We start from the raw sequence: 26,302 nt of genomic DNA, 5'->3' as shown, positions 1-26,302 counted from the left end.
GACACTGCTTTTTAGACTTGGTTCCTAGAAAAAGCGCTTTTTTTAATATTTTTTGCTAATACCTAAAGATCATTAAGTTAGTAAAAAATGCAACCCTATCCATAGGGAGCTTAACGTTACTTGGTCCCTAAATCCTATCGATGATTAAGCGACGCTCGATTTTGCAATCAAGTTTTCAACTAGATTAACTTCTAGAGCCACTTCGTCACAAGCATGTTTGCGAGGGCACTGTTCACAATCTTTCAATACTTTTTCCGGCAACAGTGTTTTTGATGTAGGAATAAAGTCTTGTTTCATGAAGAACTCAGGAGTACGAGTTAAGACAAACACTTTTTTGATTGCCATTTGACGCGCTTTATTCACTAGATAATGAATAATTGCCGTTCCCTGCCCTTGGCTTTGCCAACCAGCTTCAACCCCTAACGAGCGAATTTCAGCCAGACCAGAGTCATAAACATAAAGTGATGCACACCCAGTAATCTCACCATTATGCTCTGCAACAGCAAACGAACCGATATCGCGAACAATTTCATTACGTGAACGAGGTAGGTTTTCCCCCATGTTCGCCCAGTAAGTCACCATACCTTCTAAGGCTTCAACATCCGTCAAACGAGCGGGACGTACTTGTACCGACGCACTATCGCGTTTTGCTAACCGTTTCTGTGCTTCTTCAACTGCGTAAGCCACTTGTTGAGGAGCAACGCCGCCTTTCGCACTGCGTTTTTCCAAACACGATTCGATCGTTAAAATGGCATACACATCATCTTCAATCACCGGAGAAAAGATTTTGAGCTCATCCAAAGATAATTCTTCTAATGCACAGCTCTTTTCAATAGCTCCAACAACCGCAACACCAACAATATGGTGCGCTTCACGGAAAGGAATACCTTTTGATACTAAATAATCGGCTAGTTCAGTAGCGTTCGCATAACCTTGTTTTGCTGCTTCCATCGTTCTGTTGTCATTTACTTTGATACCATCAAAGCAAAGTGACGCCATTGCCATACAATCATTCCAAGTATCTAATGCATCAAACAGGCCTTCTTTATCTTCCTGCATATCTTTGTTGTAGGCTAAAGGCAATGCTTTAACTGTCATCATCATGCCAGCCAAAGAGCCATAAACACGACCAGTTTTCCCCCTAATCAACTCTAATGCATCTGGGTTTTTCTTCTGTGGCATCAAAGAAGAGCCAGAAGTAACGGTATCTGACAGCTCAATAAAGCCAGACTCACCAGAGTTATAGAAGATCATATCTTCAGCAAGACGAGATAAGTGGAGCATAGAGATCGAAGCAACAGACATCAGCTCCATAACATGATCACGGTCAGAAACAGAATCAAGTGAGTTACGAGTTGCACGACGGAAGCCTAAATTGTAAGCCAGTTTTTCACGATCAATTGGATAAGCAGTACCAGCCAAAGCACCAGATCCTAGCGGGCATGTATCCAAACGTTTAATGGCATCTTGTAAACGTGAATAGTCACGTTCAAACATTTCTGAGTAGGCTAAACACCAGTGTGCAAATGTCACTGGTTGAGCACGCTGTAAGTGGGTATAACCCGGCAATACAGTGTCATGATGCTCGCTGGCCACTTGAACCAGTTTGTTTTGTAGGTGATCAAGAGTCATCAATACTTGACGACCTTGTTGGCGACACCATAGTTTTAAATCGGTTGCCACTTGGTCGTTACGTGAACGGCCCGTGTGCAGTTTTTTACCTAAGTCACCCACTTTGTTAATCAACTGCTGTTCAACCCAAGAGTGAATATCTTCTGCATCAGAAGCAAGAATCTGCTCCGGATCTTCCATCACTTCCATCTTAAGTTCATTTAGAGCAAGTTCTAAACGTTGCTGTTCTTCTTCTGTCAGTACATTCACTGACAACAAGGCTTTCGACCAGGCAATTGAGCCAACGATATCTTGCTCAGCCAAGCGGTAATCAAAGCGCAATGAATCATTAAATTGTTTAAATCTTGTATCTGCTGCTTGGGTAAATCTTCCGCCCCATAATGCCATTGCGTTTCTCCTGCTACTTTAGTGCCTAATCACTAAGGAGGTGACTAGAATTGCTTCATTATTGCCGGTGTTTGTTATACCGAAGTCACCTTAAATAAAGTCACTTGAGTATAAATTACTTGGTTACATAAGGGAGCGCCGATAGACGCTCCCTCTTCATTTAATCTATCTTGTTCTCGATTATTTTTTTGCTGCGTTTAGAGAACGGATACGGCTTGCTAGCGAGTAAAGACGAATGAAACCACCAGCATGGCTTTGGTCATAAACATCATCAGCGCCGAATGTAGCGAACTCTTCTGAGTACAAGCTGTTATCTGAACGTTTTTGCGTTGCAGTTGCTTGACCTTTGTAAAGTTTAATCACGACTTCACCGTTTACGTCTTCAGCCAATGATTCCGCTGCCGCCATGATTGATTTACATAGTGGAGTGAACCAACGACCATCGTAAACAAGTTGAGAAGCTTTGATGCCTAGCTCTTCACGGAATTCAAACGACGTTTTATCTAGTACAAGTTGCTCTACTGCACGAAGCGCTTCCATCATGATGGTGCCTCCAGGAGTTTCGTAACAACCACGAGATTTCATACCAACAAGACGGTTTTCAACGATATCGATACGACCGATACCGTGTTTTGCACCCACTTCGTTAAGCGCAATCAATGCTTCGTATGGTGATAACTCTTTACCATTTAGCGCAACCACTTCGCCTTTTTCAACTTTAATGGTTAAGTATTCAGCTTCGTTTGGTGCTTTTTCTGGATCGGTTGTCCAAGCCCAGCAATCATCGTTTGGCGCATTCCAAGTACTTTCTAAAACGCCACCTTCAGTTGAGATGTGCCATGCGTTCGCATCACGAGAGTAGATTTTAGTCAGCGATGCAGTACATGGGATATTACGTTCTGCTAGGTAGTCTAGACACTCTTCACGGCTCACTAGATCCCATTCACGCCATGGTGCAATTACGTGTAGGTCTGGTGCTAGTGCAGCGAATGCACCTTCGAAACGAACTTGGTCATTACCTTTACCAGTACAGCCGTGAGCCAGTGCATCAGCACCAACTTTACGAGCCACTTCAACTTGCGCTTTAGCAATGATTGGACGAGCCATTGAAGTACCTAGAAGGTATTTACCTTCGTAGTATGCGCCTGTTTTTAGTGTTGGGTAAATGTAGTCTTTTACCATTTCTTCTTTCAGGTCAACGACGTAACATTCAGAAGCACCTGATGCTAGTGCTTTTTCTTCAACGCCAACCAACTCATCAGCACCTTGACCAACATCGGCCACGAATGCCACAACTTCACAACCATAGTTTTCTTTTAGCCATGGGATGATTACTGAGGTATCAAGACCGCCAGAATAAGCCACTACTACTTTATTTACGTTTACTTTACTCATTTGTTCTACTCTCCATTTCCTGGCTCTGCGCTTGGCGGTCAGTGCTCAGGCTATATACAAAACTCTACGACTTAGTGAGGTAAAAATTGGGTGCCAATATTTTCACCGGCAAATAATTGGGTTAATTTTTCAGGGTAGCGCCAACTCGCGACCTCAACAGGACGACCTAAATCTTTCGCAGCTTCTAACGCTGCTTTCACTTTTACGATCATCCCATCTGTAATAACTTTTGCTTCAATCAACTCATCAGCATGTTGTTCATCTAAGCGATGAATCAAATGGCCTTTGCCATCAAGTACACCACTCACATCGGATAACAGAGCAACTTCAGCATCCAATGTTTCAGCAACCGCAACAGCCGCTTGGTCAGCATTCACATTCATCATTTGGCCCTCTTTTGTTAGGCCGATAGAACTAATGATAGGCAATGCATGCGCGTCTAGTAGAGCATTTAGAATCGTGGCATCGCCAGCTGATGCTTTGCCAACAGCACCAAGTTCAGGATCGAGTTCTTCTACTTGGCATAAACCACCATCACCTAAACATAGCCCCACAGCATTCAGACCATCTTTAATTGCTTGACCTTGCAGTATTTTATTTGCAGTTCCGGCTAACGCCCCAGCAATCACTGGAATTTGATCATAAGGGGTGACACGCAAACCATTTTTCTTGATGGTCTCAAGCTGCAGTTTATTCATTAGATCGTCGACCAAATAACCACCACCATGCACTACGACGATTCGTCGGTGGGCTTGGTTTTGATACTCTGCCATGGCACCAAACAATTTGCTTAGTGTCTCTGTGCTTGATAAAGCAGCACCACCTAACTTAATCACCAAAGGACGTTGTTGTGTATCCGACATGTTGGATCCTTAACTCTACACGGTTAACTCTTAGAGGCAGTAAGTCGATGAACTTATGTCACCGAAACCGTAATGAATGTTTAAACATTGCATTGCTTACGCTGATGCACCCTTTAACAAATTTTCCATCGCTGTAATAACAATGATGTACTCGCCAGGTCGTTACAAAATTATTTTCCTGCGACCTCACTATTGGCGTGAACATGTAAAGCTGCTAGCTTGAGCTCTGGGCGTTTTCTCACCATCAAGTTCTATTTGGCTTTCGTGTCGCCATTTGTGCCTATGATGATGGTTTTAGCACCTAAACTTATTCAAAGTACTCGATAAAAGCCGACATTTAAAATTGAGTATAAATTTTTAAAATAAAGCTTAATTCGGTTTTTTATTCATTAAAAGTGATTTAATATGTGTTTTACCTTCTCAGCGTATTTCTGTCAATAGTAGGAGCAAAGTTTCTATGCAATTACCTAGTTTTCTTGAGGTTTATGAAGGACTCATTTCAACCTCTTCAATCAGCGCGACCGATCCAAAATTGGATGAAGGAAACGCAAAAGTGGCCGAATTACTCGCCACTTGGCTTACTTCGCTAGGTTTCAAAGTCGAGACAGAAGAAGTTGAACCCGGTAAAGTCAATCTAATGGCTAAAAAAGGTGAAGGTGAAGGTGGGCTAATGTTTGCAGGCCATACCGATACCGTTCCTTACGATGCTGGCCGCTGGAATTTTGATCCTCACGCTCTCACCCAAGCCGACAACCGTTTCTATGGTCTTGGTACCGCTGATATGAAAGGTTACTTTGCTTTTGTGATGGAAGCTGTGAAAAAGATCGATGATTGGAGTAAACAGAAAAAGCCTATTTATATCGTAGCAACCTGTGACGAAGAGACCACAATGCTTGGTGCACAGCACTTCGCAAAAAACTCACCCTTTAACCCTGATTACTGCATCATTGGTGAACCCACAGGATTAACGCCTATCTATGCACATAAAGGTCATATGGCTAATGCGGTGCGTGTCACCGGTAAATCGGGACACTCTTCTAACCCGGCCTTTGGTGTGAATGCGATCGAAATCATGCACGAAGTGCTGTACGCACTTATGCAACTACGTGATACTTTAGTGAAGAAATACCATCACCCTGGTTTTGAAATACCACACCCAACACTTAACCTTGGTCATATCCACGGGGGCGACAGTGCCAACCGAATTTGTGGCTGTTGTGAACTGCATTACGATGTGCGCCCATTACCAGGAATGAGTTTAGATGGACTAAACAATTTACTGAAAGATGCACTTAAAGAAGTTGAAGCTAAGTGGCCAGATAGAATTCAAGTTACGCCTTTACACGGTTCAATTCCAGGCTATGAATGTGATCACGATCATCCATTCGTGCATGACGTCAGTGAAATAGCAGGTAAAGAAGCTGAAACAGTTAACTACTGTACTGAAGCGCCATACCTACAAGAAGTCTGTCCAACTATCGTTATGGGGCCTGGCTTAATTGACCAAGCTCACCAACCAGATGAATACCTCGCCTTTGAGTATATCGACCCGACGATCGATATACTGTCAAAAGCAATGTACAAATATTGTTTTTGATGCATAAAGACTGAAAGATCGTACTTTTGAAGCACGATCTTTCATTCATATGCACTTTACATGAAAGAAAGTTTCACTTGAGATGTTGATAAGCAACAGATTACGACGAAATCCGTTCAATTTTTGATACAACTCAAGCAAAGCCGTGCGATTTGACGCCAGTATACAACTGTAGTTAGATTGTGTAGCTAACAAAAAAACATTGGATGTAATTTTTTTTCAAAGCAGGACGACGACAATGAACGAGAAATACGCTGCTCTCAAAAGTAACGTGAGTATGCTTGGACGACTCTTGGGTAAAACAATCCAAGATTCTGACGGCGACGTTATTTTAAAGAAAGTAGAAACAATAAGAAAACTGTCAAAATCAGCCCGTAAAGGGAATGAAGAAGACAGACAACGACTGATAGAGCTAATTGAAAATCTTCCCGATAATCAAATGACTCCTATCGCTCAAGCATTTAACCAATTTCTTAATCTCACCAACATTGCCGATCAATATCACAGCATTTCTCGTCACTGTGACGAGTATATCTGTGAACCCAATCCCCTCAGTGCACTCTTCGATAAGTTAGATGAAAACCAAGTTAGTAAACTCGATAGCGCTCAAGCTATCCGAGACTTAAACATCGAACTTGTTCTCACTGCTCACCCAACTGAAATCGCTCGCCGTACGATGATCAATAAACTGGTCAAAATCAATGAGTGTTTATCAGAATTAGAGTTAAGTGAGCTCTCAGATAAAGAGCGTCACCGTACTGAATTGCGTTTGGAACAATTGATCGCACAATCATGGCATTCTGATGCCATTCGTAAACAACGACCAACTCCGCTCGACGAAGCTAAATGGGGCTTTGCAGTCGTAGAAAACTCACTATGGAAAGCAGTACCTGATTTTTTACGCGACTTGGATGACCGCCTAAAAGATTACTATGACCAAGGCTTACCTATTGATGCCCGCCCCGTGCACTTCTCTTCTTGGATGGGAGGAGACCGAGACGGCAACCCATTTGTCACACATACCATAACTCGTGAAGTTTTGCGGATGTCACGCTGGAAAGCAGCTGACCTTTATCTTGCTGATATCAATGACTTAATCAGTGAGTTATCGATGGTTAAATGTAACGATAAAGTTCGTGAACTGGCTGGTCCAGAAGAGCATGAACCTTACCGTGCCATTTTGAAAAGTATTCGCGCTTTGCTTCAAGAAACCAAAGATGTGTTGGATGCAAAAATCAGCGGTCAAATCTTAGCGGTCAAAGCGCCACTTAGAACATCAAAACAGCTGTGGGAACCGCTACATGCATGCTATGAGTCTTTACATGAATGTGGCATGGGAGTCATCGCTGATGGCCTGTTACTCGATACACTACGTCGAGTAAAAGCATTTGGCGTTCACTTGGTTCAGTTAGATATTCGCCAAGAAAGTACCCGTCACTCAGACGTTCTTTCAGAATTAACTCGCTACCTTGGCATTGGCGATTATGATCAGTGGACTGAACAAGACAAAATCGCGTTCTTAACGAATGAACTCGCATCTAAACGCCCACTGCTACCGCTTGATTGGGAGCCATCTCCTGAAGTACAAGAGGTCATTGATACTTGCCGTATCGTGGCAGCACAACCGCGTGAAGCATTTGGTGCCTACGTCATCTCTATGGCTCGTACTGCGTCAGATGTACTTGCTGTACACCTATTGCTGCAAGAAGCTGGCTGCCCTTATCGCATTGATGTTTGCCCACTATTCGAAACTCTTGATGACTTGAATAACGCCGAAGGTGTGATGACACAGTTATTGAATATCGATCTCTACCGTGGCTTTATCAACAATCATCAGATGATCATGATTGGTTATTCCGACTCAGCGAAAGACGCTGGCGGCATGGCTGCTGGCTGGGCACAGTATCATGCAATGGAATCATTGGTTCGCGTATGTGAAAACGTTAATGTCGAATTAACACTATTCCATGGTCGTGGCGGTACAACAGGTCGTGGTGGTGCGCCAGCTCATGCAGCGTTGCTTTCTCAGCCACCTAAGAGTTTGAAAGGCGGCTTGCGAGTGACAGAGCAAGGAGAAATGATTCGCTTTAAACTCGGCTTACCTGAAGTTGCGGTAAATAGCTTCAACATGTACGCCAGTGCCATTCTCGAAGCCAATTTGCTACCGCCTCCTGAGCCGAAGCAAGAATGGCGTGACCTAATGGAAGTGCTCTCTGAAGTGTCTTGCGAAGCATACCGCAAAGTTGTTCGTGGTCAGCCTGAATTTGTCCCTTACTTTCGTCAAGCGACTCCGGAACAAGAACTGGGTAAGTTACCTTTGGGATCTCGCCCTTCTAAGCGTAATCCAAAAGGTGGTGTTGAAAGCTTGCGTGCGATTCCTTGGATTTTCTCATGGAGTCAAAACCGTTTAGTTTTACCCGCTTGGTTAGGTGCTGGCGAAGCCATTCAATATTCAATTGATAAGGGCCATCAAGCTTTATTGGAAGAAATGTGCCGTGAGTGGCCTTTTTTCTCAACGCGCTTGGGTATGCTAGAAATGGTATACACCAAATGTAACGCTAAAGTGGCACAACATTACGATGAACGTTTGGTGGATGAAGAGTTACGTCCGCTAGGCGAACACTTACGTACTCAGCTAGAGAAAGACATCAAAGCGGTATTGAACGTCGAAAACAACGACAATCTTATGCAGAGTGACCCATGGGGACACGAGTCATTCCGTTTACGTAATATCTACGTTGAACCATTGAATATGTTGCAAGTTGAGCTGCTTTACCGTACCCGTAAAACTGAGACTCCGAGTCCAGAATTGGAAGAAGCGTTGATGGTAACCATTGCCGGAATCGCCGCAGGTATGCGTAATACAGGTTAACGTTCAGTATATTATTCTGTAAATACCCCAAAAGGTCGCAGTGATGCGGCCTTTTATTTGGCATCAGGATCTATATTGAGAATAATGTCAGTTTTTTTAGAGGTTCCTTATTGCTGTTCCACTTTATGCTTATTATTTAGATATACTACGTTTCCTTTGCGATAACCCTTTAATAATTATAAGTCGCAGTTCTAGGTGATTAACGGCTTTAAAGGTGGCAAAAATAGCACAGCAGTATCGTGCTCGAGGCTGCTTAAACTACAAATAATGAGTGCCATTAGAAGCACGGCTTGAGTTTAAGCTGAACATTTAAAGTTGATTAACACTTGGATTAAACACATGTCATTACCACACGTTATCCTTACTGTTCTAAGTACTCGTGATGCTACGGGATACGATATTACTAAAGAATTCTCGGCAAGCATCGGTTATTTTTGGAAAGCGAGTCACCAACAAGTCTATCGCGAGCTCAACAAAATGGGTCAAAATGGCCTAGTTACTTGCGTATTAGAACCACAAGAAGGCAAACCAGACCGTAAAGTCTACTCGATCACAGATGCTGGTCGCAGTGCACTAGGCGAATGGTTTGATCAACCAACCGCACACCCAACAGTTCGCGATGAGTTTAGCGCAAAACTGATGGCTTGTGCAGTACAACCATCGGCTCCGTTCCGTCTACAACTAGCAGACCTGATCGAAGAGTCTAAGAAACTGGTTCAACATTATCATGATATTGAAACAGCTTACTACTCTAACCCAGCCGAACTGGATACGACTCAACGTCTAGAACGTTTAACACTTCGTCGTAATCTATTGGTTCGCCAAGCTTGGATTGCTTGGGCAGAAGAAGTGCTTGTAGAACTAGAAGCACTTGCATAAACGTTCGTTAACACTCTGACCTTAATGAACAAAAAAAGGATGATGGCAACATCATCCTTTTTTAATGCGTAAACGGTACAAAGACACGATGTCTTTAGATTCCATCACCATACATAAAGTTTTGCGCACGACCGTTAAATTGCTGATCCATATCGAGAGAAGGTTTAGCAGAAGTTGGACGCCCAACCACTTTAGCGGGAACACCAGCGACGGTTGTATGAGCTGGGACAGGTTGCAGAACAACAGAACCAGAGCCAATTTTAGCCCCTTCCCCCACTTCGATATTACCCAGAATCTTAGCACCAGCACCAATCATGACACCTTCGCCAATTTTAGGGTGGCGGTCACCACTTTCTTTACCAGTACCACCTAAAGTAACATCTTGCAGGATTGATACATCATCACCAACTACCGCAGTCTCACCAATAACAATACCAGTCGCATGGTCAAGCATGATGCCACAACCAATTTTTGCTGCAGGGTGAATATCCACTTGGCATGCAACCGAGATTTGGTTTTGGAAATAGTTAGCCAATGCGACGCGGCCTTGTTTCCATAGCCAATTAGCCACACGATAACCTTGTAGTGCGTGGTAGCCTTTAAGGTACAGCAGCGGAATAGAATACATCGAAACTGCAGGGTCACGGTTAACGGTTGCACAAATGTCGCAAGCTGCCGACTCTGCGATCTTACAGTCAGCTTCATACGCTTCTTCGATCACTTCCCTAACTGCCATTGCGGGCATAGAGGGCGTATTAAGGCGATTGGCAAGAATGTAGCTCAACGCGGATTTTAGGCTATCATGCTTAATAATCGTGGCGTGATAGAAACTCGCGAGCATTGGCTCTTGTTCTGATTGTTCACGCGCTTCTTTAACGATTGTTTGCCAGACTTTAGTTTGTGCACACTGCTTCATTACTTTATTACTCTGTCTTCGGCTGCGAGGTTCAATGATGGATAATTAAATGGTATCCATTTTCACCGCTCAATGTCTACTAATTATCGCTCTGCTTTTTTATCACGCGCGAGCAGATCTTGCGCGGCGAGTCTGGCATCTTTGTCCTTATATAAAACTTGGTAAATCTGTTCCACAATTGGCATTTCAACACCGATACGTTGTGATAACAGCCAGACCTCTTTCGTATTTCTATACCCTTCAACCACTTGCCCTATTTCTTCTTGAGCAGTGTTGACGTTTTTCCCTTGGCCAAGAGCCAGGCCAAAGCGGCGATTTCGCGATTGGTTATCGGTACAAGTTAATACCAGATCCCCCAAACCAGCCATCCCCATAAAGGTTTCTGGTTGCGCGCCTAAAGCAGCCCCTAACCGACACATTTCCGCTAGACCGCGAGTAATCAGTGCAGTACGAGCATTCGCGCCGAACCCAATGCCGTCTGACATTCCAGCACCAATAGCAATGACATTTTTTACTGCGCCGCCAAGTTGCATACCAATAAAGTCATCATTGGCGTAAACACGAAATGATTTACTGCAATGGATTTTATCTTGCAGATCTTGAACAAATTGAGCATCAGGAGAGGCGACCGAAATCGCTGTTGGCATCCCCATCGCAAGCTCTTTTGCGAATGTAGGACCAGACAACACCGCGAGAGAGTGCTCTTTACCCAACACATCAAACACCACTTCTTGCAATAAACGTCCTGTATTAGGCTCCAAGCCTTTGGTCGCCCAACAGAGTCGAGAATCGCTTCGTAAAAAAGGTTTAATGTTATTAAGAACTATGCCAAAGACATGGCTAGGAACAACAATAAGGAGATCTTGGCTCGCTTGAACTGCTTTTTCCAAATCAGATTCAATAATTAAAGATTCAGGAAAATCAGCATCGGGAAGAAAAGCTCTATTGGCGCGATCGTGCTCGAGTTGAGCCATGTGATCTGGTTGATGCCCCCACAATACGACATTTTCACCATTGCGCGCGAGTGAGATAGCCAAAGCGGTACCATAAGACCCCGCGCCAATGACGGTCATCGAGATCGGTTTACCATATGGATTGTTCACATCTGCATGTTTCATGTTGTAGGCCTGATGGGTAGGATTTCATTCTATTTTAAACAAAAAAATGCACATCGCATCGGGTTTATTCGAAAGCTTTGTGCATTTTATACGATTTAAACATCACCACTTAACGTAGCGAAGCTCAAACTTATGCGTCGATTTTAACGCCTTGTTCTTCTGCTTGCTGTTGTAGGTAGTTCATGAACAGCGCATCGAAGTTAACTGGAGCAAGGTTAAGTTGTGGGAACGTGCCTTTCACAACTAAGCTTGAAATAGTTTCACGAGCGTATGGGAATAGGATGTTTGGACAGAACGCACCAAGGCAATGTGCTAACTGACCTTCTTCCATGTTTTCTGCGGTGAAGATACCTGCTTGTTGCACTTCACATAAGAACGCTGTGTCTTCTTCGTTTTTCACAGTCACGGTCAGACGTAACACAACTTCATAAGTCGCTTCACCTAGTTCACGGCTTTGAGTATCGAGATCCAATTTAACATCTGGATTCCAATCTTTTTGGAAGATAGCCGGTGAGTTAGGCGTTTCAAAAGAAACGTCTTTTAAGAAAATACGTTGAATAGTGAAGTTTTGTTGTGCTTCTTCAGCCATGGTTTTGTCCTTAATACTGATAAATTCGGGTCAAGTAATATGCTCAGAGAGTACTTGAGAGCAGATAAAATCACTAAATATCACCAAGAATACGTGGGGAAATATCACATCTCTACTCGTAAAACGCTGGCTTTTTCGCCAGCACGCTCATCAATGAGCACATCACGCGTTACTTTTTACCACGAACAAGTGGCAAATTTGCTTCATTCCAGGAAATTAGGCCGTTTTTCAGTACAGAAACTTTTTCAAAGCCAGCTTTTGCCAGTAATTCTGCAGATTCACGCGCGGTCTGACCTGTTTTGCATACGACAATAATTGGGTCAGATTTATGACTTTCAAGGGCAGAGAAGTTACCACCTTTAATATCTGATGGTAAAACGTGACGAGCCCCCGTAATGTGACCACGTTTAAACTCTTCTTGGCTACGGATATCAACAACGACACCGCCTTCTTTATTCGTTAGAAAAGTCAGCTCAGAAGGAGAAATTACTTTTGCTGATGTAGTCGATGACTTGTAAAAATTAACGATCAAAGCAACAACTAGACCTACCCAAACGATGGATAGAAGCATGTGTTGATGTATAAATTCTATGTACTGGTCCATATCCTGTGCTCTAGCAATGGTGTTCAAAAACAGACAAGGAGTATAGCGAGGTTGCTAGCTTGACGCGAGCGCTTACCACTCATAAACCTTGCCTTCTTTTCGCTTTATGATCTCAAACTGAGATTTCACTAAGCTCTTGGGAAAGGAAATGCAGTGACTTTATCAATATGATCTTCGCCTAACGCCAACATTATCAATCGATCAATGCCAAGAGCAACACCCGCGCATGCTGGCAATCCTGCCTCTAACGCCGCAATCAAATGGTAATCAATCGGCTGGGATGTTAGCCCCATTTGCAGACGTTTTTTATTGTCTTGTTCAAATCTCAATAACTGCTCTTGGGCATTATCGAGTTCATGAAATCCATTCGCTAATTCGATCCCTTTGAAATACACCTCGAAACGATCAGCGACCCGCGGATCTTGCCCATTGATTTTGGCTAATGCTGCCTGTGACGCGGGGAAATCATACACAAATGCAGGAACAGTTTGACCGATGTTGCCTTCTACACCAACGCTAAATAGCAGTTGTAATAAGGTATCCCGATCCTCTTCCGCGTCGGCGATATCACTTAAACCCAATTGAGATGCAGCTTGCTTCAACTCAGCCATACTGTCTTCTAATGGGCAAACGCCTAAGTGCATCTGGAATGCTTGTTGGTAGGTAAAACGCTCAGCGCGACCAACATTAAGAACGAGCTGGAGTAAGTCATCCATTTCATCCATGAGTTGGTAGTGATTAAACCCAACTCGATACCATTCCAACATCGAAAATTCCGGATTATGAAAACGGCCATTTTCTTCATTACGAAATGCTTTACCAATTTGATAAATGGAACCGCTTCCTGCCGCTAACAACCGTTTCATATGAAATTCGGGACTAGTCATCAAATATAATGTTCTACCATCCGCATACCCTGGCCCGACAAATTGGGTGGTAAACGTCTGCAAATGTATATCAGTCACAGTCGCATGACTCATGGCTGGAGTTTCAACTTCCAAAACCTCTCTTTCTGCAAAGAAACAGCGAATTGAATGTAATACCTTAGATCTGTGCTTCAGTTTTTCTATTGAAGCTGTTGGTTTCCAATCCTTTTCATTTAACTGATGCATTTATAATCACTCGTTAGCTTATCTTTCATATGAAATATTATCCGTAAATCCCATTTCCCTAAATTAGAACGTGATCTAAATCATGTATTGCGTAACTTTTATGTTTCTAATTACATAACTCAGGGAAATACGTATTGGAATCAAATTTCTGCTCATATTAATTCCATACACTATGCCTACCACATAAATTTTGCGTTAGTGGAAAGTGCGTTGGCTCAATTTTCTCGAATTCTGCTTGTTCATCGCACTACGAGAAGCTGGCACTAGATTCGAGAAACTAGCAGCCCAAATTAAAATAATTACACTGGAGGATAACTGTGAAAACGATCACCACAGATATCGCAGTCATCGGCGCTGGCGGCGCTGGTCTTCGTACAGCAATCGCAGCAGCAGAAGCAAACCCAGAGTTAGAAGTAGCTCTGATCTCTAAAGTTTATCCTATGCGTTCGCATACAGTAGCAGCGGAAGGCGGCTCTGCAGCGGTAGTCAAGGATGAAGATAGCTTAGACAATCACTTCAACGATACTGTCGGTGGTGGTGACTGGCTATGTGATCAGGACGTCGTCGACTATTTCGTTTCTCATTCTACCAATGAAATGATTCAAATGGAGCAATGGGGTTGTCCATGGAGCCGTAAAGAAAACGGTGAAGTGAACGTGCGCCGTTTTGGTGGTATGAAAATCGAACGTACATGGTTCGCAGCCGATAAAACAGGCTTCCACATGCTACACACTTTGTTCCAGACTTCCATCAAATACTCCAACATTAAACGTTTCGACGAATACTTTGTTGTCGACCTCATCGTAAACGATGGCGAAATCCAAGGCCTAGTATGTATCCACATGTCCGAAGGCGAGTTGGTCGTAATCAAAGCGAAATCCGTTGTGCTTGCAACAGGTGGAGCTGGCCGTGTTTACCACTGTAACACTAACGGCGGTATCGTAACTGGTGACGGTATGGCACTGGCTTATCGCCACGGTGTTCCACTACGTGATATGGAATTCGTTCAATACCACCCAACAGGTCTGCCTGGCACCGGTATCCTGATGACTGAAGGTTGTCGTGGTGAAGGCGGTATTATCGTCAACAAAAATGGTTACCGTTACCTACAAGACTACGGTATGGGACCAGAAACACCAGTGGGCCAACCTAAAAACAAATATATGGAATTAGGTCCTCGCGATAAAGTGTCTCAAGCATTCTGGCATGAACAACAAAAAGGCAACACTATCGAGCACCCTCTTGGTGACGTAGTAATGCTTGATCTTCGTCACCTTGGTGAAGATTACCTACACGAACGCTTACCATTTATCTGTGAACTAGCAAAAGCATACGTTAACGTAGACCCAGCCAAAGAGCCGATTCCAATTCGTCCAACAGTGCACTACACCATGGGTGGTATTGAAGCGAACATTGACTGTGAAACCCGTATTAAAGGTCTTTACGCTGTCGGTGAATGTGCATCTTCAGGTCTACACGGTGCAAACCGCCTAGGTTCTAACTCACTCGCTGAATTCGTTGTATTTGGCCATGTTGCTGGCGAAAACGCCGTGAAACATGCTGAAAGCTTTGCAGGCTGGAACGAAGATGCAATCAAAGCTCAAGTGAAAGACGTTGAAGATCGTATCAATGCTCTAATGAACCAAGAAGGTGATGAAAACTGGGCAGATATCCGTACTGAAATGGGTCACACCATGGAAGCCGGTTGTGGTATCTACCGTGAAGAACACTTGATGCAAGCGACCATCGACAAATTAGCGGAACTTAAAGAACGCTACAAACGCATCAGCATTAAAGATAAAGGCAAAGTATTCAACACCGATTTACTTTACGCAATCGAAGTGGGTTACGGCCTAGATGTTGCTGAAGCGATGGTTCACTCAGCAATCTTACGTAAAGAATCTCGTGGTGCACACCAACGCTTAGACGAAGGTTGCACAGAACGTGATGATAAAGATTACCTAAAACACTCTTTAGCATTCCGCCAAGAAGGCGCAGCACCAAGTATCGATTACAGCCCAGTGACCATCACTAAGTCACAACCTCAAGCACGTCTGTACGGTGATGCTGCAGAAAAAGCAGCGGCAGCAGCAGAGAAAGCGGCACAAGAGGAGCAAAAATAATGGCAGCACAACGTGTTCAAAAAGTAAAAATCCTTCGCTACGATCCGGCGACAGATAACGAACCGCACTTTCAAAGTTTTGATGTGCCATGTGATGATACAACATCGGTTCTAGATGCTCTTGGTTACATTAAAGACCATCTAGATAAAGACCTATCTTTCCGTTGGTCTTGCCGTATGGCGATCTGTGGTTCTTGCGGCATGATGATCGATAACGTGCCTAAATTGGCATGTAAAGCGTTCTTACGTGATTATCCAAATGGCCTCACTATCGAACCATTAGCGAATTTCCCTATCGAGAAAGACTTGATTGTCGATATGACTCCGTTCATTGAGCGTCTAGAAGCAATCAAACCATATATCTTAGGTAACGATCGTAAACCGGAAGACGGTACTAACTTGCAAACTCCAGAAGAGATGGCTCGTTACAAACAGTTTGCTGGTTGTATCAACTGTGGTCTTTGCTACGCGGCATGTCCTCAGTTTGGTCTAAACCCTGATTTCCTCGGTCCTGCTGCTCTTACACTGGCGCACCGTTACAACCTAGATACTCGTGATAACGGTAAAGCAGAACGTATGAAACTGATTAACGGTGAAAACGGCGCTTGGGGTTGTACCTTCGTCGGTTACTGTTCAGAAGTTTGTCCTAAACACGTTGACCCAGCAGCAGCGGTTAACCAAGGCAAAGTGGAATCAACTAAAGATTTCATGATTGCAATGTTGAAACCTCAGGAGGCCTAAGGATGAGTAACCGTAAACCCTATGTCCGCGAAATGAAACGCACTTGGTGGAAGGATCATCCTTTCTACCGTTTCTACATGGTTCGTGAAGGGACTGTGTTACCACTAATTCTATTCACTCTTTTCATTACCATCGGTTTAGGTGCATTAGTGAAAGGTCCTGAAGCTTGGAACAACTGGTTGCACTTTATGGCAAACCCAATTGTGATTGCGATTAATATCGTAGCCTTAGCTGGTAGCCTATTCCACGCCTTCACTTACTTCAACATGATGCCACAAGTTGTGCCTATTCGTGTCGGCGGCAAATTACTCGACAAGAAAATCATCATTCTTAGTCAGTGGGCCGTTGTTGCTGTTATTTCATTAATCGTATTGTTTATCGTGTAAGGAGCTCATCGTGATTAATACTCATCCAAAACGTTCAGATGAACCGGTATGGTGGAGTCTCTTTGGCGCTGGCGGTACTTGGTTCGCAATGATTACACCAGTGACTATCTTAGTTCTGGGTATTCTTGCTCCGTTAGGCTTTCTAGATGCTGATGCTTTGAGTTACGACCGTGTTGTGGGTTTTGCGACCAACATTATTGGTGCGCTGATTATCATAGCGAGCATTGCCTTACCGATGTGGCATGCTATGCACCGTGTACACCACGGTATGCATGACCTTAAATTCCACACAGGTACATTTGGCAAAGTACTTTGCTACTTAATTGCAACCGTATTTACTATTTTGAGTATTGTATTTATCTTCATGCTCTTTTAGTCTCGGTAAGCGCCGGTGTGGTTTCACATCGGCGCTTTATTTTGCCCTATAGAAAACTAACTGCATAATAAAACAAATTAAATTAATAAGTTATATTGATAAACATCCCTTTGGCGTTCAATTTTTTAATATTTCAAGCTGAGGTATAGCTTAATGAGTGACTCCAAATCAGGGCAATGGCTCGCGGCCAAACCCCTACCACTAGTGATCATCTTGGTCTTATCTGTCATTGCTTGGCAGTTTGCACCACCAGAAGGTCTAACTCTTCCTGCCTATCATACGGCCATCATTTTTATTGCAACCATCGTTGGTATCATTGCTAACGTTATGCCAACTGGCGCGCTGGCTATCGTCAGCTTAGCGTTCTTCGTGGTATTGCATGCAGGCGGTGCAACCTCAGCGAAAGGCGCTATGGTTGACGGTATGACCAACTTTAATAATCCATTAATTTGGCTTGTTATTATTGCGTTTACTATCGCTCGCGCCTTTACTAAAACGGGTTTAGGCCGTCGTATCGCACTGTTATTGCTTAGCAAGTTTGGTCAATCAACGTTGCGTGTCGCATACTGCCTAGGTGTAGCAGACTTCTTAATTGCTCCAGCGACACCAAGTAATACTGCGCGTTCAGCTATTGTTTCTCCTATCGCGAACTCTTTGGCAAAAACCATCAAAGCAGATGACCGAAAATTAGGACAATTCCTTATTTCATCGTCAGCGGCAATCAATGATGCTTCTGCGGTAGGTTTCCAAACTGGCTTCTCAGGTAACCTTGCGTTAATCGGTATTGCTGCGAGCGTAGCAGGAATTAACTTAGACTTTGCTACTTGGTCTACTTACCTACTTGTTCCTGCTCTAGTCCTATTGGTGATTTTGCCGTTCATCTTGTACAAAGTGATCAGCCCAGAAACCAAAGAAACCCCTGAAGCGACTCATTTTGCCAAAGAAGAATTGAAAAAAATGGGTAAAGTGAGTGCGATGGAATGGAAGCTTGTATGCGTATTCTTAGGCTTAGTAATACTATGGGTTGGTGGACCGACTCTAGGTCTGTATTCAACCACTGCAGCCTTTATCGGTTTGGCTGTATTACTGCTGCTTGGCGTTTTAACTTGGGACGACATCAAAAGTGAGAAAGGTGCGTGGGATACCTTGGTTTGGTTTGCCGTATTGATGGGGATGGCCGATCACCTAAAAACTCTTGGTTTTACAGACTGGGTAGGTCACCAAATCTCGAACTTTCTCACCTCGACACTGGGTGGCGCGAGTCCTCTGATCTTCTTGTTAGCCATGATGACGTTTTATTTATTCCTAGCGTACTTCTTTGCTTCTGCTATCGCGAAAGTCGTTGCGATTACCCCAGTATTTATGGGCGCACTTATTTCGCTTGGTGTATCCCCAATGCTGGCTGTGTTAGCTATCGCTGGTATTAGTTCTTTGGGTTGTAACCTTGCAACCTACAGCCACGCACGTAACCCTCTACTTATGGGGTACGGCTATCACTCAGATGGTGAATGGATGCGTATTGGTCTGGTGATTGCGATTAGCAGCGGGATTATCTTTATGATCTCGGGCCTCCTTTGGTGGAGTATCTTAGGTGTAACAATCTAATCCTTATCTTCCAGATAACAAAAAGGAGCGCATGCGCTCCTTTTTTCATTGAAGTGTGATTATTTCACACGACCAACGTATTCTGCGCTACGTGTATCTACTTTAATCACTTCACCAATTTGGATGAATAGTGGAACGCGAACAACTGCGCCAGTAGATAGAGTTGCTGGTTTACCGCCAGTGCCTTGAGTGTCACCTTTCAAGCCAGGATCAGTTTCAACAACTTCTAGCTCAACAAAGTTTGGTGGTGTTACCGCAATTGGGTTACCATTCCACAAAGTAAGCATACAAGTGTTGTTCTCTACCAACCATTTTGCGTTGTCGCCAACAGCAGCGAAATCTGCAGCGATTTGCTCGAAAGTTTCGTTGTTCATGAAGTGGTAGAATTCACCGTCTGTGTACAGGTAGTCAAGATCGATGTCCATTACATCAGCAACTTCTACTGAATCACCTGATTTGAAGGTTTTCTCTAGAACTTTACCACTCAGCAGCTTACGGATTTTAACGCGGTTGAACGCTTGACCTTTACCTGGTTTCACATACTCGTTTTCGAGAATGGCACAAGGCTCGTTATCAAGCATGATTTTGAGACCGCCTTTAAATTCATTCGTGCTAACAGTAGCCATTATTTCCTCTTACATTGTTCGAGTTAAAAAGTTAATGCCGCACATAATAACCCGAAAAGTCGAATCTGTTGAGCAAAACTGGCTCAAACAGCTAGCTAATGCGATCTCCGATCCCGCTTTATTACTAAAACAGCTCCATATCGACCCTTCACCGTGGGAAAGAGGGTTTGCAGCACGTCAATTGTTCCCTTTACGCGTGCCTCAAAGTTTTGTCGACCGCATGGAAAAAGGCAACCCTTATGACCCATTATTACGTCAAGTGTTGCCACTCACGCAAGAATTTGAAGTGCATGAGGGGTTTTCCAATGATCCGCTCGATGAGCAAGACAATGAAATGCCAGGCCTGCTGCATAAATATCGTAACCGCGCACTGTTAATCGTCAAAGGTGGCTGTGCGATTAACTGTCGTTACTGTTTTCGTCGTCATTTCCCTTATGCAGATAACAAAGGGTCTAAGGCGGTTTGGCAACAAAATTTAGATTACATCGCGGCCAACCCACAGTTAGATGAAATCATTCTATCCGGTGGCGATCCATTAATGGCTAAAGATCATGAGTTAGCTTGGTTGATCGATGGGATCGCAGCAATACCACACATCAAGCGCCTGCGTATTCACTCACGCTTGCCCGTTGTGCTACCTGCGCGAGTAACTCACGAGTTATGCCAACTATTGGGAAATACTCGCCTACAAACCATTTTTGTTACTCACATCAATCATGCCAATGAGATCAACGCTGAGCTTACAGGATGCCTGACTCAGCTCAAGCGTGTGGGAGTTACACTATTAAACCAAGGCGTCATGCTTAAAGGCGTCAATGACAACGTTGCCGCTCAAGTGAACTTGAGTAATGCCCTGTTTGATGCTGGTGTTCTACCCTATTACATGCATGTACTCGATAAGGTACAGGGCGCAGCGCACTTCTTTATCAGCGACCAAGAGGCCAAAGAAATTATGGCCGGAGTGATTACTCAGATATCAGGTTACTTAGTTCCTAAGTTAACCCGAGAAATTGGTGGAAGACCAAGCAAAACACCTCTCGATTTGCATTTAGAGTGAGAAGAAACTTGATCGATTAATATTCGTTATCTATACAAACAAAATATAGAGTCGAATGCCCAATTTAAAAACGGCATACTCCAGCGCTTTATGACCTAAAGGACAACGCCTACAATGCCGTTACTGACTTCTTTCTTCCACCTTGGTCCATTCAGTTGGTCCGCTTTATTCTGCTGTGCGTTAAATGGCTTATTGATTGGTGTTGAACGCCAAACTCGTGGCAAACCAGTCGGTATTCGGACCTCCATTCTAATCATCTCTGGCACCTATTTCTTTATGGCTATGTGTGTGTCCTTATCGCCTAATCCAATGGATCAAGCGCGGGTTCTTGGTCAGATTATTACAGGTGTCGGCTTTTTAGGTGCTGGCGTGATGATGACTCAAGACGGTAAAATTCATGGGGTGACATCAGCAGCGGTGATTTGGGTATTAGCCTCATTAGGGCTAATGATTGGACTTGGTTACTTAACCGAGTCGGTACTGATCACCGTATTAATGCTTGCCGTATTACTTGGTGTCGATAAGGTAGAAAACACCTTTCAAAGTTTACGCCGCGGTGTTCACCAAAAATTACGTCGTTCATTAACAGAAAGACGCACGATCTCTCACGATGTTGAACACGATAATATCTTGAGTTCAGAACCAGCAGATTCAGTTATCACTGAAACGGTTGAAAAAAGACAAGAGACAGAAAGTAATAAGCCGTAGCATTTGCTACGGCTATCTTCTTATTACGTGTAAAAATCAGTCTTGGTAAATTTTTACTTGGTAGCCCTCTGCTGGGTCGTCATTAGCAACGAAGTCAACAAAGTGATGAATCGATGACAACGCATCTTCTTCGTAATGTGTAACATATAACAGCTGAGTGAGATTGGCCGATGCGATTCGATTCAGTGCGTGATACACCAATTTACGATTGATGAAATCTAACCCTTGGTAAGGCTCATCTAAAATCAGCAATGCAGGTTGTTTGATCAATGCCCGGCCGATAAGCAATAAGCGTTGACGACCATAGTCCAAACTACGAAATCCGGCTTTAGCCAACCCTTCCATTTCCAGAAGCTCTAACCAATAACGCGCTAACTTAATCTCTTTCGCGCTAGGCTGTTGATATAGCCCAATAGAATCATAAAAACCAGAACACAATACATCTAAGGCAGAGCAGTTAACTCGATACTGTAAATGCAATGACGAAGACACGACACCAATGTGTTTTTTCACATCCCAAATCGTTTCGCCTCCGCCGCGCTTCATACCCAACACCGTAATGTCGTTACTATAACATTGCGGATGGTCACCCATGATCAATCCCAATAAAGTACTTTTGCCGCACCCATTTGGACCGCGCACTTGCCAATGTTGACCTGCTTCGATTTTCCAGTTCACACCAGAGAAAATATTCGCATCGACATACTCCACTGACACATCATTCATAATGACACGAGGATTAGGGTATTGATCTTCTTTCTGCTCAGAAGCCATCAGCTCTACTAAAGCTTCACTGCGTGATTCAGAGAGCGCTCTCATTTGCTCAAGCAACGGATGATTTAACCAATCGTTACGCGTCATTGTTTGTGATAATGAGCTTTCGTCAAACAGCGCAATATGAGTAATAAATTCCGGTAATTCATCTTCGCGAGACGTGACAATCACTAACCGCATGGTTTGCGATAGCTCATTGAGTAGCTCTGATAATGTCGCTCGGTGGGCAATGTCTAACCCGGTATAAGGTTCATCGAGAATCAACAATTCAGGCTGGGTTGCTAATGCGCGAGCAAGCATTAAGCGACGTGTTTCTCCGGTGGAAAGCTGGCGAAAACCACGCTGACGTAACGCGACTAAATCGGTCTTTTCCAATAACGACTCTAATTCTTCGTCCGTACAACCAGCATCTTTGATTAACGCTTCCACTGTCGAGCCATAATCAATCCGATCCATAAAATCGGTATCATCATTGGCTAACTCAATATCTAATAATTTTTGTTGTTCATGCAATGAAACACAGCCAATGTGCTCGGGTTTAGATTCGATATCACCGGCGTCAGGCTGCTCCAACCCAGCCAACACAGCCACCAATAAAGATGAACCATGGCTATGAGTGGAAAACACTCCCCAATGTTGATTAGGCAACAATTCCCAATCATCAATACGAAGATCCACCGCACCGGTGTGATGTTTTAACTGCTTAATTCTCATACTTCCTGTCCTTAGTCTTACCCCTTGATATTAGTGATTGAACGGCAGTAACCAATATCTTCACTTAAGCGTGACTGGGTATTCCATATACTGCATAAAAATAGGCAGAATTCATACCAAATTCTGGTCACGCCCTTATCACTAAAACTCACTTTAGCCTTGTAACACATCGTTAAGGTCCGATAAACTCAGCAAATAGAAATCACAGCAACGCATTTGGGTTGCGGGAAGACTTACCTTTACATTAGGACGTATTATGAGCCGTATTGACTCACTGGAAAAACTGGCAGAACTTTACCCTCAGCCTCACCCTCTGGCAGTAAAAAAAGCCATTGATCATATCGACCCCCACACACAAACTTTCATTGAACACAGCCCACTATGCATTATTGCAAGTCGTGACAATGAAGGATTTCTGGATACATCTCCTCGCGGCGGCTTACCGGGCTTTGTCAAAGTACTCGATGAACATACGATTGCGTTCCCAGACAGTGCCGGTAACAACCGTATCGATACACTTAAAAACCTAGTGGAAGACCCACACATCAGTTTGCTGTTTTTGATTCCAGGCATCAAAGAAGTGGTTCGAGTAAAGGGAACAGCAACACTGCATACTGATGAAGACTTGAGAAATCAGTGTTTAGATGGGAACAAACCAGGCAAGCTTGTGGTCAAAATAAATGTCCACAAAACGTACTTTCACTGCCCGAAAGCGTTGTTACTCGCTAAAGTCTGGGAAGCGGATGCCCAGATTGAGCGAGATTTTTTACCAAATATGCTGCAAATCATCAAAGATCAGCTACATATGAATGATGAAGAGTAACCTTTATCAGAATAGATAAAACCGGGATGATCCCGGTTTTTTTGTGCCTTTAGAGCAGACAGTGACAAAAAAACCGCGAGCTAAGCTCGCGGTTTTTTAAAACAATGATTCGCGTGAACGAAACGTCATTGGGGGTGGGATTACATGCCCATACCACCCATGCCGCCCATACCACCCATGCCGCCCATATCAGGCATTGCAGGAGCATCTTTAACAGGACGATCAGTTACCATCGCTTCAGTAGTAATCATTAGACCAGCAACAGAAGCAGCGAATTGTAGTGCGCTACGAGTTACTTTAGTTGGATCTAGAATACCCATTGCGATCATGTCACCATATTCGCCAGTTGCAGCGTTGTAACCGTAGTTACCTTCGCCTGCTTTGACGTTGTTCGCAACCACAGATTCTTCATCACCTGCGTTTGTCACGATTTGACGGATAGGTGCTTCCATTGCACGAAGTGCAACACGGATACCAACGTTTTGTTCTTCATTATCACCAGTTAACTCTGTGATATCAGACGCAACGCGGATAAGAGCAACACCACCACCAGCAACAACGCCTTCTTCTACTGCAGCACGAGTTGCATGTAGAGCATCTTCAACGCGGTCTTTCTTCTCTTTCATTTCGACTTCAGTTGCTGCGCCAACTTTGATAACAGCTACGCCGCCAGCAAGTTTAGCAACACGTTCTTGAAGTTTTTCACGATCGTAGTCAGAAGTCGCGTCTTCGATTTGTTGACGGATTTGAGTAACACGGCCTTGAATTGCTTCTTCTTCACCAGCGCCATCGATAATAGTGCTGTTTTCTTTAGTGATAGTAACGCGTTTCGCTTGACCTAGGTCTTCAAGCGCTACTTTTTCAAGTTCTAGACCGATTTCTTCAGAAATAACAGTACCGCCAGTTAGGATAGCGATATCTTGAAGCATTGCTTTACGACGGTCGCCAAAGCCAGGTGCTTTAACAGCAGCCACTTTCACGATACCACGCATGTTGTTCACAACTAGAGTTGCTAGCGCTTCGCCTTCAACGTCTTCTGCAATGATAAGTAGAGGACGAGATGCTTTTGCTACAGCTTCAAGAGTTGGTAGCAATTCGCGGATATTTGATATTTTTTTATCAACCAATAGGATGAATGGATTTTCTAGATCCACAGAACCCGCTTCTTGGTTATTGATGAAGTACGGAGATAGGTAACCACGGTCAAACTGCATACCTTCAACAACATCTAGTTCGTCTTGAAGTGCTTGACCTTCCTCAACAGTGATTACACCGTCGCGGCCTACTTTTTCCATTGCTTCAGCGATGATAGTACCAACAGTCGCATCAGAGTTTGCAGAGATAGTACCTACTTGAGCGATAGCTTTATTGTCTTCACAATTTACAGACAGTGCTTTTAGACCTTCAACAGCAGCAGCAACCGCTTTGTCGATACCACGTTTTAGATCCATTGGGTTCATACCAGCAGCAACTGCTTTTAAGCCTTCGTTTACGATAGCTTGAGCAAGAACTGTTGCAGTAGTAGTACCGTCACCAGCAGCATCGTTCGCTTGAGATGCTACTTCTTTAACCATTTGTGCGCCCATGTTTTGGAATTTGTCTTCCAACTCAATTTCACGCGCTACTGATACACCATCTTTAGTGATAGTTGGTGCACCGAAAGATTTATCAAGAACAACGTTACGACCTTTAGGACCAAGGGTAACTTTTACAGCGTCGGCTAGAACGTTTACGCCTTCCAGCATTTTTACGCGAGCATCATTGCCAAATTTTACGTCTTTAGCAGCCATTTTGTATTTCCTCTCTATAATTCGTTATTTCTTGTTCGTTTTATGCGGAGCAATTACTCAACGATTGCCAGAATGTCAGCCTCTGACAGAATCAGAACGTCTTTGCCTTCGATTTTTTCTGATTTAGTGCCGTAACCTTCACTGAAAATTACAGTGTCGCCCACTTGTACGTCTAGAGGTTGAACCGAACCATTTTCTAAGATGCGACCCTTACCTACAGCTAGTACAGTACCGCGAGTAGATTTTTCTGCAGCAGAGCCAGTAAGAACTATGCCACCCGCAGACTTAGATTCAACTTCTTTGCGTTCAACGATAACTCGGTCATGTAATGGACGAATGTTCATCGGTCGTCTCTCCTGATTAAATTTTCCGTCTTAATGTTTATGAAACGCTGATCGCTCAGCTTGTGTTTGATATGTGGGGGATAAATGTGGCTAACCCAAGGGGAAAAAGAAAAAAAATTGTGATTAATTTAACAAAATGTTGAGTTCTTAACCAATTGGCGAGCAAGAATTCGTCGTATTGGTCGATGAGGGTAGAAAATAGGAATGACAAACCGCAAAATCCGCCGTTTAACGTTGGGATATTTAGCGTTAAAGTCAGTGAACGCTAATAT

22 protein-coding genes and 1 pseudogene are annotated in these 26,302 nt (G+C 43.7%); 11 read left to right on the top strand and 12 right to left on the bottom strand.

Going from position 1 to position 26,302, the window contains the following annotated elements; all coding sequences use genetic code 11:
• Positions 1-144: 144 nt before the first annotated feature.
• The 3 genes from argH to argB all read right to left on the bottom strand — a co-directional run bounded on the left by argH (position 145) and on the right by argB (position 4,277).
• On the bottom strand, positions 145-2,019 hold the full coding sequence (argH, locus tag F9817_RS03605; RefSeq protein WP_161153601.1) for an argininosuccinate lyase: 1,875 nt from the start codon (positions 2,017-2,019) through the stop codon (positions 145-147).
• A gap of 180 nt (positions 2,020-2,199) precedes the next feature.
• Entirely contained in the window at positions 2,200-3,414 is a 1,215-nt protein-coding gene (locus F9817_RS03600; RefSeq protein WP_161153600.1) for an argininosuccinate synthase, read from the bottom strand.
• A 71-nt stretch (positions 3,415-3,485) separates the two neighbouring features.
• Positions 3,486-4,277, bottom strand: coding sequence for an acetylglutamate kinase (argB, locus tag F9817_RS03595; protein WP_161153599.1), 792 nt, complete (start codon positions 4,275-4,277; stop codon positions 3,486-3,488).
• Positions 4,278-4,734: 457 nt separating this feature from the next.
• Here argB and argE point away from each other — a divergent pair, with 457 nt between their 5' ends.
• The 3 genes from argE to F9817_RS03580 all read left to right on the top strand — a co-directional run bounded on the left by argE (position 4,735) and on the right by F9817_RS03580 (position 9,625).
• Positions 4,735-5,874, top strand: a complete 1,140-nt coding sequence (gene argE / locus F9817_RS03590) for an acetylornithine deacetylase (RefSeq protein WP_161153598.1) — start codon at positions 4,735-4,737, stop codon at positions 5,872-5,874.
• A gap of 238 nt (positions 5,875-6,112) precedes the next feature.
• On the top strand, positions 6,113-8,746 hold the full coding sequence (ppc, locus tag F9817_RS03585) for a phosphoenolpyruvate carboxylase (RefSeq protein WP_161153597.1): 2,634 nt from the start codon (positions 6,113-6,115) through the stop codon (positions 8,744-8,746).
• A 339-nt stretch (positions 8,747-9,085) separates the two neighbouring features.
• Positions 9,086-9,625, top strand: coding sequence for a PadR family transcriptional regulator (locus F9817_RS03580; RefSeq protein ID WP_161153596.1), 540 nt, complete (start codon positions 9,086-9,088; stop codon positions 9,623-9,625).
• 94 nt (positions 9,626-9,719) lie between these two features.
• Here the strand turns inward: F9817_RS03580 and cysE are convergent, their stop codons facing one another.
• The 5 genes from cysE to epmA form a co-directional block, all read right to left on the bottom strand.
• Complete coding sequence (cysE, locus tag F9817_RS03575) at positions 9,720-10,541, bottom strand: serine O-acetyltransferase (RefSeq protein ID WP_161153595.1); 822 nt, start codon at positions 10,539-10,541, stop codon at positions 9,720-9,722.
• 83 nt (positions 10,542-10,624) lie between these two features.
• The gene (gene gpsA, locus F9817_RS03570) at positions 10,625-11,659 is read right to left on the bottom strand and encodes an NAD(P)H-dependent glycerol-3-phosphate dehydrogenase (RefSeq protein ID WP_161153594.1); all 1,035 of its coding nucleotides are present in this window, start codon (positions 11,657-11,659) and stop codon (positions 10,625-10,627) included.
• Between the two features lie 130 nt (positions 11,660-11,789).
• The gene (secB, locus tag F9817_RS03565; protein WP_161153593.1) at positions 11,790-12,248 is read right to left on the bottom strand and encodes a protein-export chaperone SecB; all 459 of its coding nucleotides are present in this window, start codon (positions 12,246-12,248) and stop codon (positions 11,790-11,792) included.
• A gap of 169 nt (positions 12,249-12,417) precedes the next feature.
• Positions 12,418-12,852, bottom strand: coding sequence for a rhodanese-like domain-containing protein (locus F9817_RS03560; protein WP_161153592.1), 435 nt, complete (start codon positions 12,850-12,852; stop codon positions 12,418-12,420).
• A gap of 128 nt (positions 12,853-12,980) precedes the next feature.
• Positions 12,981-13,964, bottom strand: coding sequence for an elongation factor P--(R)-beta-lysine ligase (gene epmA / locus F9817_RS03555; RefSeq protein ID WP_161153591.1), 984 nt, complete (start codon positions 13,962-13,964; stop codon positions 12,981-12,983).
• 317 nt (positions 13,965-14,281) lie between these two features.
• Between epmA and frdA the strand changes: the two genes are divergently transcribed.
• From frdA to F9817_RS03530, 5 genes are all read left to right on the top strand, one after another.
• A complete protein-coding gene (frdA, locus tag F9817_RS03550; RefSeq protein ID WP_161153590.1) occupies positions 14,282-16,087 on the top strand; it encodes a fumarate reductase (quinol) flavoprotein subunit in 1,806 nt (601 codons plus the stop codon).
• Positions 16,087-16,827, top strand: coding sequence for a succinate dehydrogenase/fumarate reductase iron-sulfur subunit (locus tag F9817_RS03545; RefSeq protein ID WP_161153589.1), 741 nt, complete (start codon positions 16,087-16,089; stop codon positions 16,825-16,827). The genes frdA and F9817_RS03545 overlap by 1 nt, the downstream gene beginning before the upstream one ends.
• A gap of 2 nt (positions 16,828-16,829) precedes the next feature.
• On the top strand, positions 16,830-17,213 hold the full coding sequence (gene frdC / locus F9817_RS03540) for a fumarate reductase subunit FrdC (RefSeq protein WP_161153588.1): 384 nt from the start codon (positions 16,830-16,832) through the stop codon (positions 17,211-17,213).
• A gap of 10 nt (positions 17,214-17,223) precedes the next feature.
• Positions 17,224-17,589, top strand: a complete 366-nt coding sequence (frdD, locus tag F9817_RS03535; RefSeq protein ID WP_161153587.1) for a fumarate reductase subunit FrdD — start codon at positions 17,224-17,226, stop codon at positions 17,587-17,589.
• Positions 17,590-17,742: 153 nt separating this feature from the next.
• Positions 17,743-19,194 (top strand): DASS family sodium-coupled anion symporter, encoded by a 1,452-nt coding sequence (locus tag F9817_RS03530; RefSeq protein WP_161153586.1) that lies wholly within the window; start codon positions 17,743-17,745, stop codon positions 19,192-19,194.
• Positions 19,195-19,253: 59 nt separating this feature from the next.
• On the opposite strand, the gene efp is transcribed toward F9817_RS03530, so the two are convergent.
• Positions 19,254-19,820, bottom strand: coding sequence for an elongation factor P (gene efp / locus F9817_RS03525; protein ID WP_161153585.1), 567 nt, complete (start codon positions 19,818-19,820; stop codon positions 19,254-19,256).
• A 34-nt stretch (positions 19,821-19,854) separates the two neighbouring features.
• Here efp and epmB point away from each other — a divergent pair, with 34 nt between their 5' ends.
• Together epmB and F9817_RS03515 are read left to right on the top strand one after the other, a co-directional pair.
• On the top strand, positions 19,855-20,877 hold the full coding sequence (gene epmB / locus F9817_RS03520) for an EF-P beta-lysylation protein EpmB (protein WP_161153584.1): 1,023 nt from the start codon (positions 19,855-19,857) through the stop codon (positions 20,875-20,877).
• 114 nt (positions 20,878-20,991) lie between these two features.
• Positions 20,992-21,480 (top strand): annotated as a pseudogene (locus F9817_RS03515) (MgtC/SapB family protein); the annotation flags it as partial.
• A 141-nt stretch (positions 21,481-21,621) separates the two neighbouring features.
• Here F9817_RS03515 and modF read toward each other — a convergent pair.
• Positions 21,622-23,073 carry a molybdate ABC transporter ATP-binding protein ModF gene (gene modF, locus F9817_RS03510; protein ID WP_161153582.1) on the bottom strand — a complete coding sequence of 484 codons (1,452 nt, stop codon included), beginning with the start codon at positions 23,071-23,073 and terminating at the stop codon, positions 21,622-21,624.
• A 256-nt stretch (positions 23,074-23,329) separates the two neighbouring features.
• Between modF and F9817_RS03505 the strand changes: the two genes are divergently transcribed.
• A complete protein-coding gene (locus F9817_RS03505) occupies positions 23,330-23,896 on the top strand; it encodes an MSMEG_1061 family FMN-dependent PPOX-type flavoprotein (RefSeq protein ID WP_161153581.1) in 567 nt (188 codons plus the stop codon).
• A gap of 140 nt (positions 23,897-24,036) precedes the next feature.
• Here the strand turns inward: F9817_RS03505 and groL are convergent, their stop codons facing one another.
• Together groL and F9817_RS03495 are read right to left on the bottom strand one after the other, a co-directional pair.
• On the bottom strand, positions 24,037-25,686 hold the full coding sequence (gene groL, locus F9817_RS03500; protein WP_161153580.1) for a chaperonin GroEL: 1,650 nt from the start codon (positions 25,684-25,686) through the stop codon (positions 24,037-24,039).
• Between the two features lie 53 nt (positions 25,687-25,739).
• Positions 25,740-26,030: a co-chaperone GroES gene (locus F9817_RS03495; RefSeq protein WP_161153579.1), complete on the bottom strand. Its 291-nt coding sequence runs from the start codon at positions 26,028-26,030 to the stop codon at positions 25,740-25,742.
• Positions 26,031-26,302: the final 272 nt, after the last annotated feature.

Source organism: Vibrio eleionomae, assembly GCF_009874545.1.
GTDB lineage: Bacteria > Pseudomonadota > Gammaproteobacteria > Enterobacterales > Vibrionaceae > Vibrio > Vibrio nitrifigilis.
The sequence above is the reverse complement of the archived record's forward strand: the minus strand, read 5'-3'. Positions and strand labels throughout refer to the sequence as shown.